General features: G+C 71.2%; 13 protein-coding genes. 8 read left to right on the top strand and 5 right to left on the bottom strand.

The features are described 5' to 3' along the window. The first annotated feature begins 84 nt into the window (after positions 1–84). The 3 genes from gntD to AB0D10_RS09445 all read left to right on the top strand — a co-directional run bounded on the left by gntD (position 85) and on the right by AB0D10_RS09445 (position 3,281). Positions 85–1,143, top strand: a complete 1,059-nt coding sequence (gntD, locus tag AB0D10_RS09455; protein WP_360253636.1) for a guanitoxin biosynthesis L-enduracididine beta-hydroxylase GntD — start codon at positions 85–87, stop codon at positions 1,141–1,143. 105 nt (positions 1,144–1,248) lie between these two features. After that, positions 1,249–2,049 (top strand): SDR family oxidoreductase, encoded by an 801-nt coding sequence (locus tag AB0D10_RS09450; protein ID WP_360253634.1) that lies wholly within the window; start codon positions 1,249–1,251, stop codon positions 2,047–2,049. A gap of 2 nt (positions 2,050–2,051) precedes the next feature. Further along, entirely contained in the window at positions 2,052–3,281 is a 1,230-nt protein-coding gene (locus AB0D10_RS09445; protein WP_360253632.1) for a cytochrome P450, read from the top strand. Positions 3,282–3,395: 114 nt separating this feature from the next. On the opposite strand, the gene AB0D10_RS09440 is transcribed toward AB0D10_RS09445, so the two are convergent. Then, complete coding sequence (locus AB0D10_RS09440; protein WP_360253630.1) at positions 3,396–5,132, bottom strand: acyl-CoA dehydrogenase family protein; 1,737 nt, start codon at positions 5,130–5,132, stop codon at positions 3,396–3,398. Between the two features lie 203 nt (positions 5,133–5,335). Here AB0D10_RS09440 and AB0D10_RS09435 point away from each other — a divergent pair, with 203 nt between their 5' ends. Together AB0D10_RS09435 and AB0D10_RS09430 are read left to right on the top strand one after the other, a co-directional pair. After that, positions 5,336–6,352 carry a ferritin-like domain-containing protein gene (locus AB0D10_RS09435; RefSeq protein WP_360253628.1) on the top strand — a complete coding sequence of 339 codons (1,017 nt, stop codon included), beginning with the start codon at positions 5,336–5,338 and terminating at the stop codon, positions 6,350–6,352. 146 nt (positions 6,353–6,498) lie between these two features. After that, positions 6,499–7,758 (top strand): beta-ketoacyl-[acyl-carrier-protein] synthase family protein, encoded by a 1,260-nt coding sequence (locus AB0D10_RS09430; RefSeq protein ID WP_360253626.1) that lies wholly within the window; start codon positions 6,499–6,501, stop codon positions 7,756–7,758. 167 nt (positions 7,759–7,925) lie between these two features. Here AB0D10_RS09430 and AB0D10_RS09425 read toward each other — a convergent pair whose 3' ends face one another. Next, a complete protein-coding gene (locus tag AB0D10_RS09425) occupies positions 7,926–8,261 on the bottom strand; it encodes a hypothetical protein (RefSeq protein WP_360253625.1) in 336 nt (111 codons plus the stop codon). A 159-nt stretch (positions 8,262–8,420) separates the two neighbouring features. Here AB0D10_RS09425 and AB0D10_RS09420 point away from each other — a divergent pair, with 159 nt between their 5' ends. Together AB0D10_RS09420 and AB0D10_RS09415 are read left to right on the top strand one after the other, a co-directional pair. After that, complete coding sequence (locus AB0D10_RS09420; protein WP_360253623.1) at positions 8,421–9,206, top strand: alpha/beta fold hydrolase; 786 nt, start codon at positions 8,421–8,423, stop codon at positions 9,204–9,206. 18 nt (positions 9,207–9,224) lie between these two features. Continuing rightward, on the top strand, positions 9,225–9,800 hold the full coding sequence (locus tag AB0D10_RS09415; protein WP_360253621.1) for a hypothetical protein: 576 nt from the start codon (positions 9,225–9,227) through the stop codon (positions 9,798–9,800). A gap of 72 nt (positions 9,801–9,872) precedes the next feature. Here AB0D10_RS09415 and AB0D10_RS09410 read toward each other — a convergent pair whose 3' ends face one another. The 3 genes from AB0D10_RS09410 to AB0D10_RS09400 form a co-directional block, all read right to left on the bottom strand. Further along, positions 9,873–10,886 (bottom strand): class I SAM-dependent methyltransferase, encoded by a 1,014-nt coding sequence (locus tag AB0D10_RS09410; protein ID WP_360253619.1) that lies wholly within the window; start codon positions 10,884–10,886, stop codon positions 9,873–9,875. Positions 10,887–10,953: 67 nt separating this feature from the next. Then, entirely contained in the window at positions 10,954–12,123 is a 1,170-nt protein-coding gene (locus AB0D10_RS09405) for a class I SAM-dependent methyltransferase (protein ID WP_360253617.1), read from the bottom strand. A gap of 211 nt (positions 12,124–12,334) precedes the next feature. Further along, positions 12,335–13,597, bottom strand: a complete 1,263-nt coding sequence (locus tag AB0D10_RS09400) for a helix-turn-helix domain-containing protein (protein WP_360253892.1) — start codon at positions 13,595–13,597, stop codon at positions 12,335–12,337. A gap of 619 nt (positions 13,598–14,216) precedes the next feature. Here AB0D10_RS09400 and AB0D10_RS09395 point away from each other — a divergent pair. Then, positions 14,217–14,669: a GatB/YqeY domain-containing protein gene (locus tag AB0D10_RS09395; RefSeq protein WP_360253616.1), complete on the top strand. Its 453-nt coding sequence runs from the start codon at positions 14,217–14,219 to the stop codon at positions 14,667–14,669. The last annotated feature ends 63 nt before the right edge of the window (positions 14,670–14,732 follow it).

Below are 14,732 nucleotides of genomic sequence, written 5' to 3'. Positions count from 1 at the left end.
CCGCCGCCTGCCCCGGGCAGGCGGCACAGGACCATCCGTCCGCCACCCGGCCGAACCGGTCGGAGAACAGCAAGGGAACGCCCGATGACCCGTCACGAACCGTCCACTGCCACCGCTCCGACCCCGTTCCGGGGCCGGCTGGCCGAGTACACCCTGAGCGCGGACGAGGCCGCCGAACTGGCCCTCGCCGCACACAAGATCGCCGACGACTGCGGCAACCCGCTGGACGAGCAGTTCTACGACCGCGCCTGGCAGTTCGACCGGATGCTGCCGGTCGGCCTGCAGGCCTTCCTGGCCGACTTCCGCCGCCGCGAGCCCGCCGCCGCCTGCCTGGTGCACGGCCTCCCGGTGGACGACGTCGAACTCGGCCCGACCCCCGGGCACTGGCGCGACGCCATCGCGCTGGAATCGGCCCGCACCCAGGAGGCCATGCTCGCGCTGGTCGGCCTGGCCCTGGGCGAGCCCTTCGGCTGGGCCACCCTCCAGGAGGGCAGCATCATCCAGAACGTGCTGCCGATCCGCGGCGACGAGGACCGGCAGAGCGGCTACGGCAGCGAGGCCCTCCTGGAGTTCCACACCGAGGACGGCTTCCACCCCAACCGCTGCGACTACCTGATCCTGCTCGGCCTGCGCAACGCCGACGCGGTGCCGACCATCGTCGCCTCCGTCCGGGACGTCGAACTCGACGACCGCACCCGGGAGGTGCTCTCCCAGGACCGGTACCACATCCTCCCGGACACCGAGCACATCCGGCAGCTGGAGACCTCGGACCCCGGCCACCCGGCGCTCGCCAAGCTCCGCCGGATGGCCGACGACCCCGCGCCCACCAGCGCGCTGTTCGGCGACGGCCTCTCCCCGTACCTGCGCATCGACCTGCCGTTCATGCGCTGCGCCGGGGACGACCGGGAGGCCGTCGAGGCCCTGGACCGGCTGATGGCCGAGCTGACCCGGGTCCAGCAGGAGGTCGTGGTCGGCCCCGGCACCCTGCTGGTCGTGGACAACTACCAGGCCGCGCACGGCCGACGCTCCTTCAAGGCCCGCTACGACGGCACCGACCGCTGGCTGAAGAAGATCACCGTCAGCCGCAACCTCCGCCGCAACCTGGCCGGTTACGCCCCCGACCGGCACCGGGTCATCGTCTGATCCCGAGGGCCGGGCCCCGGCTCCGCACCCCGCACCCCGCACACCCAGCCGGGGCCCGGCCGCTCCGGCGGCCGGGCCCGGCGCCCCTCGAAAGGCCCTCTCCCCATGCGCACAGTCATCGTCTCCGGCGCCTCCAGCGGCATCGGGAAGGCCACCGCCGAGCGGTTCGCCGCCTCCGGCGACCACGTGGTGAACCTCGACGTCAGCAAGCCCGGGGCCCCGGCGGCGGACCTGGACGGCGGTCCCGGCACGGTGAGCTTCCTCGAGGTCGACGTCGCCGACTGGCAGGCGGTCAAGGAGGCCGTCGACGCCGTGCACGCCGCCCGGGGCGGCCTCGACGTGGTGATCGCCAACGCCGGCATCAGCATCCGCAGCAGCGTGCTGGAGCTGACCGAGGCCGACGTGCGGCGCGCCGTCGACGTCAACCTGGTCGGCGTGCTCGCCCTGTGGCGGCACTCGGCCCCGTACATGCTGGAGCAGGGCCACGGCGTGCTGCTCGCCACCGCCTCGGTCAACGGCAGCCGCGGCTACCCGCTCTACGCGCCGTACAACGCCACCAAGGCGGGCGTCGCCTCGCTCTGCCAGACCTTCGCCATGGAGCTCAGCCCGCTGGTGCGCACCGCGTGCGTCACCCCCGGCGCCGTCCTGACGCCGATGCAGCGCGCCGAGTACACCGACGCGATGCTCGACGAGGTCAACGAGCGCATCCCGGCGCGCCGGCACGCCTCCCCGGAGGAGATCGCCGGGGTCTTCCACTTCCTCGCCTCCGACCAGGCGACGTTCGTCACCGGCCAGGAGTTCGTGGTGGACGGCGGCGAGACGGCCGGCGCCACCACCGCGTTCTTCCCCGGCCCCCTCGCGCCGCAGCCGCGGCCCGACCAGGACGCTCCCGAAGGCGGCAAGTGACCATGGACACCCGTCCCGTCCAGGACCCCGACGAGCTGGACCGGATCGACCTCGCCGATCCCGTCCTGCACGCCACCCGCGACCTCACCGAGGTCTGGCGCCACCTGCGCGACGACGCCCCGCTGTACCGGCACCGCGAGACCGGACGCGGCGAGGGCTTCTGGGTCGTCACGCGCAGGGAGGACATGGAGACCCTCTACAAGGACAACGCCTCGTTCACCTCGGCGCACGGCAACATGCTGGAGACGCTGCAGGCGGACAACGACTCGGCGGTCGGCCAGATGCTGACCGTCACCGACGGCCCGGACCACACCGCGCTGCGCGGCATCCTCACCCGGCCGTTCACCCCGCGCGCGCTCACCGCCACCGTGGAGGCCGCGCGCAACGGCGTCCGGCAGCTGGTCCTCGAAGCCACCAAGTCCGAGCAGTGCGACTTCGGCCGGGACGTGGCCGCCGACATCCCGCTGGCGGCCATCTGCGACCTGCTCGGCGTGCCCGGGGAGGACCGCCCCAAGCTGATCCCGATGACCTCCGGCGCACTCGCCGCCACCGACGGCTCGCCGTCCGAGGAGGGCACCTGGGCGGCCCGCAACGACCTGCTGCTGTACATCTCCGAACTGGCCCGGCTGCGCACCCGAGAGCCGGGCGAGGACGTGGTCAGCGTGCTGGTCGAGCAGAGCGTCGGCGACCGCAGGCTCACCCGCGAGGAGGTGATCTTCAACTGCTACAGCATCATCATCGGCGGCCTGGAGACCACCCGGCTCGCCATGGTCGGCGGCGTGCACGCGCTGGCGCACCACCCCGAGCAGTGGGAGGCGCTGCGCAGCGGCGCGGTCTCCACCGACGCCGCGGTCGAGGAGATCCTCCGCTGGACCACGCCCACCCTGCACAGCGGTCGGCGGGCCACCGCCGACATGCTGCTGCACGGCGAGTTCATCGAGGCCGGCGACATCGTCACGATGTGGAACGGCTCCGCCAACCGGGACGAGCGGGTCTTCGACGCGCCGGACGAGTTCCGGCTGGACCGCGGCAACGCCAACAAGCACCTGACCTTCGCCCACGGCCCGCACTACTGCATGGGCGCGTACCTGGCGAAGGCCGAGCTGGCCGGGATGCTGGACGGACTGAAGGAGCACGTGGCGGAGATCCGCCCGGCCGGGGAACCGACCCGGGTCTACTCCAACTTCCTCAGCGGCTACGCCACCATGCCGGTCACCCTCGTGCCCAACTGACCTGCCGGGAACGGTGGATGACGGAAGGCGGCGCCGACATCGGGTCGGCGCCGCCTTCCGTCGTTCCCCGCGCTTCCCGGCCTGCGCCGAGCGCGTCGTTCCCGCGCTCCCGGATCAGCCCCGGGCGCCGTGCTCCAGCACGGCCTCCAGGCCGAAGTAGCGCCGGCTGACCCGGCACTCCTCCATGACGGCCTCCAGCCCCGGCAGGTACGCCTCCCGCTCGTCCAGCACCACGTCCCGGTCCAGGCGCTGCAGCAGCCGCCGCAGCACCAGGACGAGCCAGCCGGCGTCCGGCGCGGCGCCCCGGTTGTGCAGCCAGACGTGCACGCAGGAGGACGCGGCGTGGAAGACGCAGTGGTCCTCGGCGGTGCGCGAGCCGGCCACCGAGGACGCCTCGATGCCGTGCTCGGCGACGCGGCCGTACAGCGCGGCCCGGCGGCGGCCCAGCTCGGCCACCACCCCGGCCAGGTCCTCGGCCTGGCCCGGCGGGCACTCGGCCGCGGCGACCCGGGCCAGCTCCGCCACGGCGTCGCCCCAGCCCCGGGTGATCTCGTCCTGCCCGTTGGTCGCCAGGGCCAGCCTGTTGCCGTCCGGCTCCCAGACCGGCGCCTCGGCGGAGAGGTCGAACAGCCGGGCCAGCAGCTCCCCGGAGCCTTCGGCGGGCCGGTCCGCGAGCGGGGCCAGCGCGGCCAGCTGGGTCGCGATGTTGAACAGGTTGACGTGCGTCGTGCCCTCGAAGATCGAGGTGATGCAGTGGTCCCGGCGGATCTTCTGGAAGGCGCCGGAGGCGACCAGTTCGCGCAGGTAGCTGCGCGCGGCGAGGACCTTGGACATCTGCTCCAGGGTCTCCTCGCCGATCACCGGCACCAGGTACTTGACCACGGAGGACCACAGGGCCAGCCGCGCCGGCGCGAGGGTCAGGGCCCGGGCCACCGGGATCGCCACACAGTCGGAGACCAGCAGGTCCAGGTGGGCGTCGACGAGGTGCTGGCGGACCACCGGGATCCGGTGGATCGCGGCGCCGTACAGCCTGCGCTCGTGCGCGTAGTCCAGTCCGATCCGCAGCGCGGCGTCCATGCTGCCCAGCGACATGCCGCCGATCGCGGTGCGGGTGATCTGCAGGGTGCGGACGGTGTCGATCATCGCGCGGCCGGGCCGGCCGATGACCGCGCCGGCGGCGGGCACCCGGGCGGCGGTGAAGCGGACACCGCTGACGTCGTGGCCGCGCAGGCCCAGGGCGCGGACGATCGGCTTCGGTTCGATGCTCTCCGGGTCCAGTTCCTGCCTGTCGACCAGCAGCAGCACCGGTCCGCGCGGGCCCTGGGCCAGGACGGTGTAGAAGCGGGCCCGGTTGCCGTTGCCGACCGGCCACTTCTCGCCGTCCAGGACGTAGTGCTCGCCGTCGAGGACGGCGGTGGTGGCCGTGGTGGTCAGGTCGCTGCCGACCTCCGCCTCGGAGATGCCGAAGCACAGCTTGTCCCCCGCGGTCACCGCCTGGGCGATCCGCTTCCGCTGCTCGGGCGTCCCCCACAGCCACACCGGCTGGCAGCCGAGCATGCTGGAGCCGAACATCACGGCCATGGTGAGGTTCCGGCGCGCCAGCGAGCGGGTCACCGCCAGGACCGACTCCAGGTTGAGCATCCGCCCGCCGGCCACCTCCGGGACGAGCCGCTCCGGCAGCCCCCAGTCCAGGAGCAGCCGCTCCGCGCCCGGCGGGACCTCGTCGAGTTCCTCGTGCTCCACGACCTCCGCGAAGGAGAACGGGCCGGACGGGTCCAGCGGGTCGCCCAGCAACCCCTCGAGTTCGGCGGTGAGCTGCCGGGTCGGACGGGGAACGGAATTCGGCTCCATACGACTGGCTCCTGTGCACGGGATTGCGGAACGTCCGGCGGTGTTCCGGTGCAGTGTCGCCAGGGGGACTTCCGCTGTTCCAGGCAGGGGCGCAGGCAACTCATCATGCCTGCAAGTTGCCCAGTGAGTGCCTAGGTTTTCGAGTGACTCCCGCCCGAGAGTGTCCGTGTGGCAGTACGTCAATCCGAAGGGGCCCGGCGGCGATGACTACCGAATTCCACGACGAGCGGGAAACCGTGCTGTTCACCCTGGACCGGACCAGGGAGAGTCTGATGGAGGTCGACGCCGCGTTCAAGGCCAATCTCAACTGGAACTACGGCGAGCGCAACAATCGTCTCTGGGCGCTCTACGAGAAGAGCAAGATCGCGCAGTGGAACGCCGCCACGGATATCGACTGGAACCACGAGGTGCGGTTCGGCGCGGTCCTGGACGAGGGGCAGAGCACCGGACTGCAGAACTTCCGCGGAGCGGGCAGCCCGGTGCCCGAGGAACTGATCAACCAGTTCCGCTGGGAGTACCTGTCCTGGATGATCAGTCAGTTCCTGCACGGCGAACAGGGCGCCCTGGTCACCACCGCCCGGCTGGTGGAGACCGTGCCCGACATGGAGGCCAAGATCTACGCGGCCGCCCAGGTCGCCGACGAGGCGCGGCACGTCGAGGCGTACGCCAAGTACATCGACGAGAAGCTGCGCAACTCCTACCCGATCAACCCGGGCCTCAAGTCGCTGCTGCGCGACCTGTTGTCGGAGTCCGACTGGGACATCGTCTACCTCGGCATGCAGGTGATCGTCGAGGGCCTCGCCCTGGCGGCGACCCGGCTGGCGGGCACCGGCTTCGGCGAGCCGATCATCACCCAGATCACCCGGATGATCGCCCGCGACGAGGCGCGGCACATCGGCTTCGGCGTGGTCTCGCTCACCGGGATGTACGAGCAGATGAACAGCAAGGAGCGCTCGGAGCGGGAGGAGTTCCTGCTGGAGTCGATCTTCCTGATGTCCCGCCGCTTCCTGCTGCGCGAGGTGTGGGAGCGCATGGAGCTGGACGTCGAGGCCGGCATCACCTTCGCCATGAACGACCCGATGATGTTCGGCTACCGCCAGCTGCTGTTCCAGCAGGTGATCCACATCCTGCGGCAGGTCGGCCTGCTCAGCCCGAAGCTGCGCGACCTGTTCCTGAGCGAGCAGCTCGCCAAGCCGGAAGCCTTCGTCGGCATCAACTGACACGCAGTCCACCGACACCGAACGACCCGCGGGACGGACCCGCCGGCGGCCCGGACACGGGGAGTGCCGTGCCGCCGGCCCGTACGGCGCGCGGCCCGCACCAGACCGCCGTCACGAGAACGACCGGAACGAATCGGAGGGGCCGCGTGCCTGCGCAGCGCGACGACGTCGTCATCACCGGGCTCGGCGCCACCACGCCGCTGGGCGGCGACGCCCGGTCCACCTGGAAGGCACTGCTCGACGGGGTCTCGGCGGCGGTCGCGATCACCGATCCCTGGGCCGAGGACCTGCCGGTGCGGATCGCGGCCCCGGCCGCCGTGGAGCCGGCCCCGCTGATCGACCGGGTCCAGGCCCGGCGCACCGACCGTTCCGCGCAGTTCGCGCTGCTCGCCCAGCGCGAGGCCTGGCAGGACGCGGGCTTCGACGCGGCCGCGGGCGCGCCGGGACACCCGGAGTCCGAGCGCCTCGCGGTGGTCATCGGCAGCGGCATCGGCGGCCTGAGCACCCTGCTGCCCGCCCACGACCTGATCCGGGCCGGGGACACCCGCCGGGTCTCGCCGTTCACCCTGCCGATGCTGATGAACAACGCGGCGGCGGCGCTGTGCGCGCTGGAGCTCAACGCCACGGCGGTGGCCCACGCGCCGTCGACGGCCTGCGCGGCGGGCGCCGACGCGATCGCGGCCGGGCTGGACCTGATCCGCCTGGGCCGGGCCGACGTGGTGGTGGCCGGCGGCACGGAGGCGGTGATCAACCCGATGGCGATCACCGCCTTCGCGGCGATGAAGGCACTGTCCCGCAACAACGACGCCCCGGCCTGCGCCTCCCGGCCCTTCGACAAGAAGCGGGACGGCTTCGTCCTGGGCGAGGGCGCGGCCGTGCTGGTGCTGGAGTCCGGTGAGCACGCCCGGCGGCGCGGTGCCCGGATCTACGCCGAGTTCGCCGGGGCCGGGTCGAGCGCCGACGCGCACCACATCACCCGCCCGCACCCGGAGGGCGAGGGCATGGCGCGGGCCATCCGGCGCGCCCTCGCGGACGGCGGGGTGGAGCCGGCCGAGGTCGGCCACGTCAGCGCGCACGCCTCGTCGACCTCGGTGGGCGACGCGGCGGAGGCGCTGGCGATCAGGAGCGCGCTCGGCGGCGTGCGGCCGGCCGTGTCGGCGGTGAAGTCGTCCGCGGGGCACCTGATCGGCGCCTCCGGCTCGTTGGCCGCGGTGGCCACCGTCCTGGCCCTGTACCACCGCACCGCACCGCCCACCATCAACGTGGACGACCTGGACGACGCGATCGACCTGGACGTGGTGCGGGTGACGCCCCGCCCGCTGCCCGCCGGGCCGCTGGCGGCGCTCACCCAGAGCGCGGGGTTCGGCGGGCACAACACCGTGCTGGCCTTCCGCGCCGGGGCCTGATCCGCCCTCCCGGGCCCGCTCGGCCGCGGAGCCCGTGTCCGCGTCCGCCGGACACGTCACCGCCCCCGGACGGGCCACCGACTCGGGACACGTCACCGCCCCCGGGCCAGGCGGATCCTGGCCCGAGGGCGGTGACGCGGCGTCGGATCGGTGGTGGTGGCTCTCGGTCAGGACGCCGGCGGCCACTCGCCGCCGAGCGGGACGACGATGGACTCCAGGTGGTCGACGGTCGGCAGGGCGCCCTCGCCCTCGTCCAGGAGTTCCCGGACGAGCTCGACGATCTCGTGGACGGTCTCCAACGACGAGGCGCGCTCCTGGGGGAGGCTGTCGAACTCGAAGACGTCCTCAAGGGTGAGGCCCAGCTGGACCATCGCGAGCGAGTGGTAGCTCAGTTCGCTGACGAGCTTGGTGTCCGGACCGATCCGGTCCTTCTTGGTCGGTGCGATGAGGAGGACCAGCTGGCTGATCACGTCAGGGATCTGGTCGGAGGCGATGTCGGTCATGCATGGATCGTCGCCGCGCCGGGGTCCGACATTCCAGGCATCCGCTCCGGCAACGACTCGGCAAGATCGAACGTTCGGTGACCGGACCACCCCCGGGGGTGACGGATTGCCGTCGGTTTGCCTGGAGATCGGTCCGGTCTGCCCCCTATGCTCGGTGTCATGGACACCGGTGTTCCGGCGACTTCGTCGTCAACTCCCTGGATCGTCGGCCGTGTTGCGACGTCGCCGACCCGGCTGCGACTGATCTGCCTGCCGCAGGCCGGTGCCGGCGCCGGGGCCTTCGGCAGCTGGCGCGCGCACCTGCCGGCCGGGGTCGAGCTGGCACCGGTGGAGCTGCCCGGCCGCGGCACCCGGTCCGAGGAGCGGCTGCCCGACTCGCTGGAGGAGACCGCCGAGCAGCTGGTCGCCGCGCTCGCCGGGGAGTTCGAGGTCCCGTTCGTGCTCTTCGGCCACAGCCTGGGCGGACTGATCGCCCATCAGGTCACCCTGCTCCTGGAGCGGCGGGGCGGCCCGCTGCCGCTGGCGACCGTCGTGGCGGCCGCGCGCGCCCCGCACCTGCCGCCGGCGGAGAAGCTGTCCGAGCTGCGCGACGTCGAACTCCTGCGCTGGCTGGTCGGGCAGGACGCGATCCCGCGCGAGCTCTTCGCGTACCCGGACTTCCTGCGCACCGTGCTGGCCGGGATCCGGAAGGACTTCGCACTGGCCGACGCCCACGTCCTGCCGGCCCCCGACCCGGTGCGCACACCGTTGCACGTCCTCGGCGGCGTCAAGGACACCGTGGCGCCCGCCGAACACCTGCACCACTGGTCCGCCTGCGCGGCGGGGGAGTACTCGCTGGCCGTCCTGGAAGGTGGCCACGACTTCCCGCGCACCGCCCCGGACGCCGTGGTGGCCTCGCTCAGAGACCTTCTGCCACAAGGCACTTGGCCCGACCATCACCCTTAACACCACTGAGGTGGCTCAATGACGCTGTTGGCATCCTGGGGATCCCTGGCCGCTCAGCACTCGCCCTCGGACGACACGACGTTCGCGATTCTCAACGTGGCGTTCATCGTCCTGATCACGGCGATCGTCCTCGTCTCCCAGTTCAGCGTCCGCGACGTCAGGGCCCAGACCTTCCTGTGGGTCGCGATGCTCGTGCTGCGCGGTTTCCTGCCGCCGGGCCCGGCCGAGGCGACGACGACCAGCATCGTCTTCCTGGTCGTCGGCCTGGCGTTCTCGCTGGTCTTCGGCTACTACCGCGGTCTGACGATGCCCATGTGGCGCGACCAGACCGGCCGGCTGCTGCGCAAGGGCGGCCGGACCACCGCCAAGCTGTGGGTGGCGAACCTGGCCGAGCGGCTGATCGTCGGCGGCGTCGAAGTGGTGTTCTTCCACGGCCGGTTCAACGGCAACGGGGTCTGGCTCGGGGTCGGTGTGACGCTGGCCGTCCAGCAGGCCGTGATGATGCGCCGGGCTCCCGGCATCACCGAGGTGCGGCCCACCGGCCCCGGGTACACGATGCCCGCGGCCGAGGGCAGCGACGCCCGCGCGAACTGATCACGCGCCGCATTCACCGCGCGTAGCGCGAAGTGCTCCGGGGCCCGCGGCCCCGGAGCACTTCGCGTGCCGTCAGTCGGCGAGCGGCTCCAGCTCGAAGATCACGCTGTCCGCCGGGGTCACCACGCGGTGCGCCTCGACCAGGCGCCAGCCGCCCTCCTCGAACACCCCGTTCCACTCCTCCAGGGTCGGCAGGTAGGCACCCATCATGCGGTGCGCGACCTCGAAGCCCAGGGTGAAGACCGGGATCTCGGAGTCCGGGATGTCGGTGGTCATCGCGGTGTCGCCGAGCAGGAAGCGCTTGACGTTCGGGAACGCCTTGCGCAGCCCGCGCAGGGAGGCGATGCAGTTCTCCCGCGGCCAGAAGTCGTGGCCCATCAGGAAGGAGGTCAGGAGGTCGACGTCGGCGAACTCCGGGTGCGGCTGCGGGTTGGTGGCGTCGTCCTTGACGAAGGACACCCGGCCCTCGAAGCCGGCCTCCTTGGTGGAGGCCCGGGCCACGCCCAGCGCGCCCTCGGCGATGTCGATGCCGAGGCCGGTCGCGTTCGGGTTCTCCCGCAGCACGCTGATGATGCGCTCGCCGCTGCCGCAGCCGAGGTCGGCGATCTTGCCGAACTCGCCCACCGAGCCCAGGGCCTTCTTGAACACCGGGTCGAAGAAGTTGGCGTTGATGTCGCGGCAGGCGATCGCGATGGCGGCGGAGTCGCGGCGGTAGAAGTTGCCGACGCGGTTCTCGTTCTTCAGTACGGCCGGCATGTCGGCGAAGAGCGCCGCGCAGCCGCGGGACAGCCAGTGGTAGAACGCCTTGGCGCGGTAGACCTCGGCGAAGTTCACGTCGCTGACGATCAGGGAGCCCTGCCGCTGCACGATGCGGACGCTGGCCAGGGCCTGGAACATCCCCTCGACCGCGAACTGGTCGAGGTCGTTGCGTTCGGAGAACTCGGCGACGTCCAGCTTGTCCTGGTCCGCCAGTTCGTCGAGCGCCCCGACCTCCCAGGCGGCGCCGATCGCCGAGGAGGCGACGGTAGCGTTGAAGATGTCGGAGGCGGTCATTCTCGCAGCTCCGAGCACGAGGTTGTCGGTCACGTCCTTGTCCCCTCTAAGGAATGGAATCCGGCAGGCCGGACGGGAGGTCCGGCCGGGCTGGTGGTGATCACGGGCGCCGGGCGAGCAGGATCCGGTGCATCGGGGTGTCGACCAGCGCCGTCCTCACCAGGCCGGCCCGGTCGAGCCATTGGTCGTAGTCCGCCAGGGAGAAGGAGTCCCCGCCGCCGGTGACGAGCATCGACGCGGCGAACAGGCGGAAGAAGCGGTTCTGGATCGACTGGGCGTCGGTCTCGTCGTCCACGATGTGGTCGACGATCGCGACCACGCCGCCCTGGCGCACGGCCTGCGTCGCCCGCCGCATGAGCTCCTCGGAGCCCTCCGCCGTCTGCAGGTGGAAGATGTTCACCAGCAGGACCATGTCCTGGCCGGTGTGCCACTCCTCGGTGAAGAAGTTGCGCTCCACCGGTTCGAACCGGTCCTGCACGCCCAGCCGCTCCGCCTGCCCGCGGGCGATGGGCACGATCCGCGGGTGGTCCAGGCCGGTGGCCCGCAGTCCCCGGAAGCGCTGCAGGAGCAGCTGGCTGTAGATGCCGGTGCCGCAGCCGACGTCCAGCATCGTCCGGTCGGCCTCGCTCTTCCAGCCCTCCTCCTCCGCCAGGAGGTTGGCCAGCGACTCGACGATCGGCGGTGCCCAGAAGTTGATGCCGCGGGCCACCTGCTCGTAGTCCTCGGCGGACAGCTGGTTGGCCTGGTAGTCGCCGTCGGCGCCGCGGGCGGGCCGCTTGACGATGTCGGCGAGGTTGCGCCAGACGTCCCAGCCGATGGCCCGGTCGTAGCCGATCCGGCCGGCGAGGCTGTAGAGGCCGCCGGGCAGCAGGCACTCGGCCATGCCGTCCACCAGCCGGTAGGCGTCCTGACCGTCCTCGGTGCGCTCCCGCTGGACGATCTCGTAGCAGTACAGGCCGTCGAGCAGCACCCGCAGGCCGTGCGCGTCGGCGTCCAGCCGCTCGGCGAGGTCGGCCGGGGTGGCCGGGCCGTCCGCCAGGGCGACGAAGACACCGAGGTCGAATGCGGCCTCGATCATGCCGGGTGCGAACATCGCGATCAAGTGTTCGTAAACGCGATGTGACGCCCGGACGACGGCGCCGTCCCGGGGATCACCGATCAGTTTGGAACTGTCCACCAGGGGCGCCACACCGGTGTCCGACAGCGGAGTGCTCTCGTCCGACGTTTCGTCGGTTCTATTGTTGCGGAGGGAGGAGTCTATCGTGGTCATCGATCCCCATTTGCGCTCATGGCATTTCGCCGGGCAGTGCTGGATGAACCGCAGAGGCGTTTTCCGGAATGGCCGGAACGGCGAACCGGTCGATTCGATCGAATGATCGCCCGACGGCCGGGCCGGCCCGGAAGGGATTCCGGGCGCGGCGGTACGGCTGGCGTGGACGGAGAACGCCCCGACGAGCGGACGGTGTGAGTGTGGGTCGGCCTCAGGCCGGAATGGCGTTGACGTACTCGCGCATCATCCGGGGGACCCGGTACGCGTACTGGTGGCCGCGCTTCACCTGGACGACGGAGAAATCCACGAGGTCGGCCAGCACATCGATATTGCGGGAGGGCTCCCGGCCGCCGTCGACCGGCTCCTGCCGGACGTCGTCGATGGAGAATTCATCGGGAAAGCGGGAGAGCTGTCTGAGGGCCCGGCGCTGCCGGTCGTCGAGCAGCCCGTAGGCCCAGGCCAGGCTGCGGTGCAGCGAGCGGTGGTGGGACAGTCCGCCCACCTCGTCCTGTCCCAGGATCGGCAGGACCTGGCACTCGTCCACCAGGACGTGCAGGGGGACCGAGCGCATCCGGAAGGCGGCGTTCTCGATGGCGAGGGCGAGGCCGCCCAGCCGCCGGCAGAGCTCGACGACCTGCGGCATCTGGTCGCTGAGGTCCAGGGTGGGGACGACCGAGTGCACCCGGCGGCAGAACAGCTCGGCGGCGGGCGGGCACCCGTAGCTGCCCTCGGGGTAGTCGACCGACAGCGGCGACACCTCCCACAGGTCCGCCGGGATGGAGGCCGGCGCCCGCAGCGAGGTGATCAGGATGTGGAGCGCCGGGTGCCGGTCCAGCAGCATCCTGACCTGCCTGGTCACCGCGCCGATGACGTGCTCGGCGTTGTCGATGACGACCATCATCTGCAGCTCGGGGTTGGTCCTCGGGTCCCGGTCGTAGCCGTGCAGCAGGGTGTCGAGCGAGCGCTGCACCTCCGCCGAGGCCGCGGCGGCGTCGACGCTCTCGGGGGTCACCGAACCGAGTTCCAGGACCACCACGCCGTCGCGGAAACGGTCGAGCAGGTGGGCGGCCGAGTCCAGGGCCAGGCGGGTCTTCCCGACGCCGGCCGGTCCGGTGAGCACCAGCGGCCGGCCCGGCCGCAGGGTGGTCACCACGTGCAGCAGGTCGGCCTGGCGCCCGACGGTGATGTCCGTCTTGGGGCGCAGCCCCTGCCACCGGGCGTTGTCCGGAACCTCGACGACGTTGGTCAGCAGACCGGGTTCCAGCCGGGAGGACAGCATCCCGGCCGGGGCGCCCGCATTGGCAACGTGGGATATCAGGGTGTCCTGGCTGGTCGCCGCGGACAGCAGGGCGCCGACCAGGAGTTCCACGGAACTGCGCCGCGGATTCTTGATGGCGCCGGTTTCCAGATTGCGAATGGTGCGCACACTTACATTGGAATGCTCGGCTAACTGCTCCTGGCTCCAGCCGACCATCTTCCGTTGGGTTACTAACATGGAGCGAAGCTGATTGTTGTCCATTCCCCCGCGCTTCCTGCTGTTGTGAGCAGAATCCAAGTCAGAACTTAACACGCCGATGCGGCGCCAATCACTCCAAAACGATCACGGTCGGCCGCGCGGTCATGGCGGAGCCCATGCGAGAGCACTCGCGCCGGACCCGGGCCGTAATGTGTCGGAACCGTGGAAAAATGAGTCGAGGACGTGGTGGTGGTTTGTCGCTGCTGCTCGGGAGCGGTCTTTGGCGGTGAGGTGACCACAGCCCGATAGGCTACTCAAGCTACGTGCGAACGAGTGTACTACGCGGACTATTTCTGCGAACCTGCCGCTACGCTCGATTTGCCCCGTTTGGCACCGGCAACTCGTCGGCGCTTCCGGCAATTTCCGGCTGTTCTGCCGAGAGAATGCAGGCATTATCGGCCAGGGTGGCCGAATCCCACTGCCCCTTCCCGGCCGTGATCGGCCACCGCGCTGACGCGCCGTCACCCGACGGTCGGCCGCCCTTGACACGGCATACTCGTTCACCTGCGCACGTCGCAGTGGATACCTGGTGGAAACCTGGTTGAGACCGCCCACAGCCGAAGGATAAGAAGAGGAAATGACAACGCTCAAGGAGCAGCTGCACGAGGACCTCACGGCTGCCATCAGGGACCGGGACGAGCTGCGGTCGTCCACCATCCGGCTCACGCTGGCCGCCGTCACCAGCGAGGAGGTGGCGGGCAAGCAGAAGCGCGAGCTGTCCGACGCCGAGGTGTTGAAGGTGATCGGCCGCGAGTCGAAGAAGCGCCGGGAGGCCGCCGAGGCCTTCGACGGCGCCGGCCGGACCGACCAGGCCGCCCGGGAACGGGCCGAGGGCGAGGTGCTGGCGGGCTACCTGCCCAAGCAGCTCTCCGACGAGGAGCTGACCGCGATCGTGGCGGCCGCCGTCGCCGAGACCGGTGCCACCGGTCCGCAGGCGATGGGTGCCGTGATGAAGCTGGTGAAGCCGCAGGTGGACGGCCTGGCCGAGGGCGGCCGGGTCGCCGCCGCCGTGAAGGCCGCGCTGTCCTGATCGCGGACGGCCCGGGGCCGTCGGGTCAAGCCGGCTCTGGCCGGAATCGAGCGGCCCGTAGGG

It is taken from the genome of Kitasatospora sp. NPDC048545, from assembly GCF_040651155.1.
GTDB lineage: Bacteria > Actinomycetota > Actinomycetes > Streptomycetales > Streptomycetaceae > Kitasatospora.
This window is presented reverse-complemented; position numbering and strand designations above follow the sequence as displayed.

Excerpts from the sequence above, each read along its gene's own strand:
- AB0D10_RS09415 (WP_360253621.1), top strand. The coding sequence starts at position 9,225 with ATGACGCTGTTGGCATCCTGGGGATCCCTGGCCGCTCAGCACTCGCCC.
- AB0D10_RS09420 (WP_360253623.1), top strand. The coding sequence starts at position 8,421 with ATGGACACCGGTGTTCCGGCGACTTCGTCGTCAACTCCCTGGATCGTC.
- AB0D10_RS09450 (WP_360253634.1), top strand. The coding sequence starts at position 1,249 with ATGCGCACAGTCATCGTCTCCGGCGCCTCCAGCGGCATCGGGAAGGCC.
- AB0D10_RS09435 (WP_360253628.1), top strand. The coding sequence starts at position 5,336 with ATGACTACCGAATTCCACGACGAGCGGGAAACCGTGCTGTTCACCCTG.
- AB0D10_RS09405 (WP_360253617.1), bottom strand. The coding sequence starts at position 12,123 with ATGACCACGATAGACTCCTCCCTCCGCAACAATAGAACCGACGAAACG.
- gntD (WP_360253636.1), top strand. The coding sequence starts at position 85 with ATGACCCGTCACGAACCGTCCACTGCCACCGCTCCGACCCCGTTCCGG.
- AB0D10_RS09425 (WP_360253625.1), bottom strand. The coding sequence starts at position 8,261 with ATGACCGACATCGCCTCCGACCAGATCCCTGACGTGATCAGCCAGCTG.
- AB0D10_RS09400 (WP_360253892.1), bottom strand. The coding sequence starts at position 13,597 with ATGGTCGGCTGGAGCCAGGAGCAGTTAGCCGAGCATTCCAATGTAAGT.
- AB0D10_RS09445 (WP_360253632.1), top strand. The coding sequence starts at position 2,052 with ATGGACACCCGTCCCGTCCAGGACCCCGACGAGCTGGACCGGATCGAC.
- AB0D10_RS09395 (WP_360253616.1), top strand. The coding sequence starts at position 14,217 with ATGACAACGCTCAAGGAGCAGCTGCACGAGGACCTCACGGCTGCCATC.
- AB0D10_RS09440 (WP_360253630.1), bottom strand. The coding sequence starts at position 5,132 with ATGGAGCCGAATTCCGTTCCCCGTCCGACCCGGCAGCTCACCGCCGAA.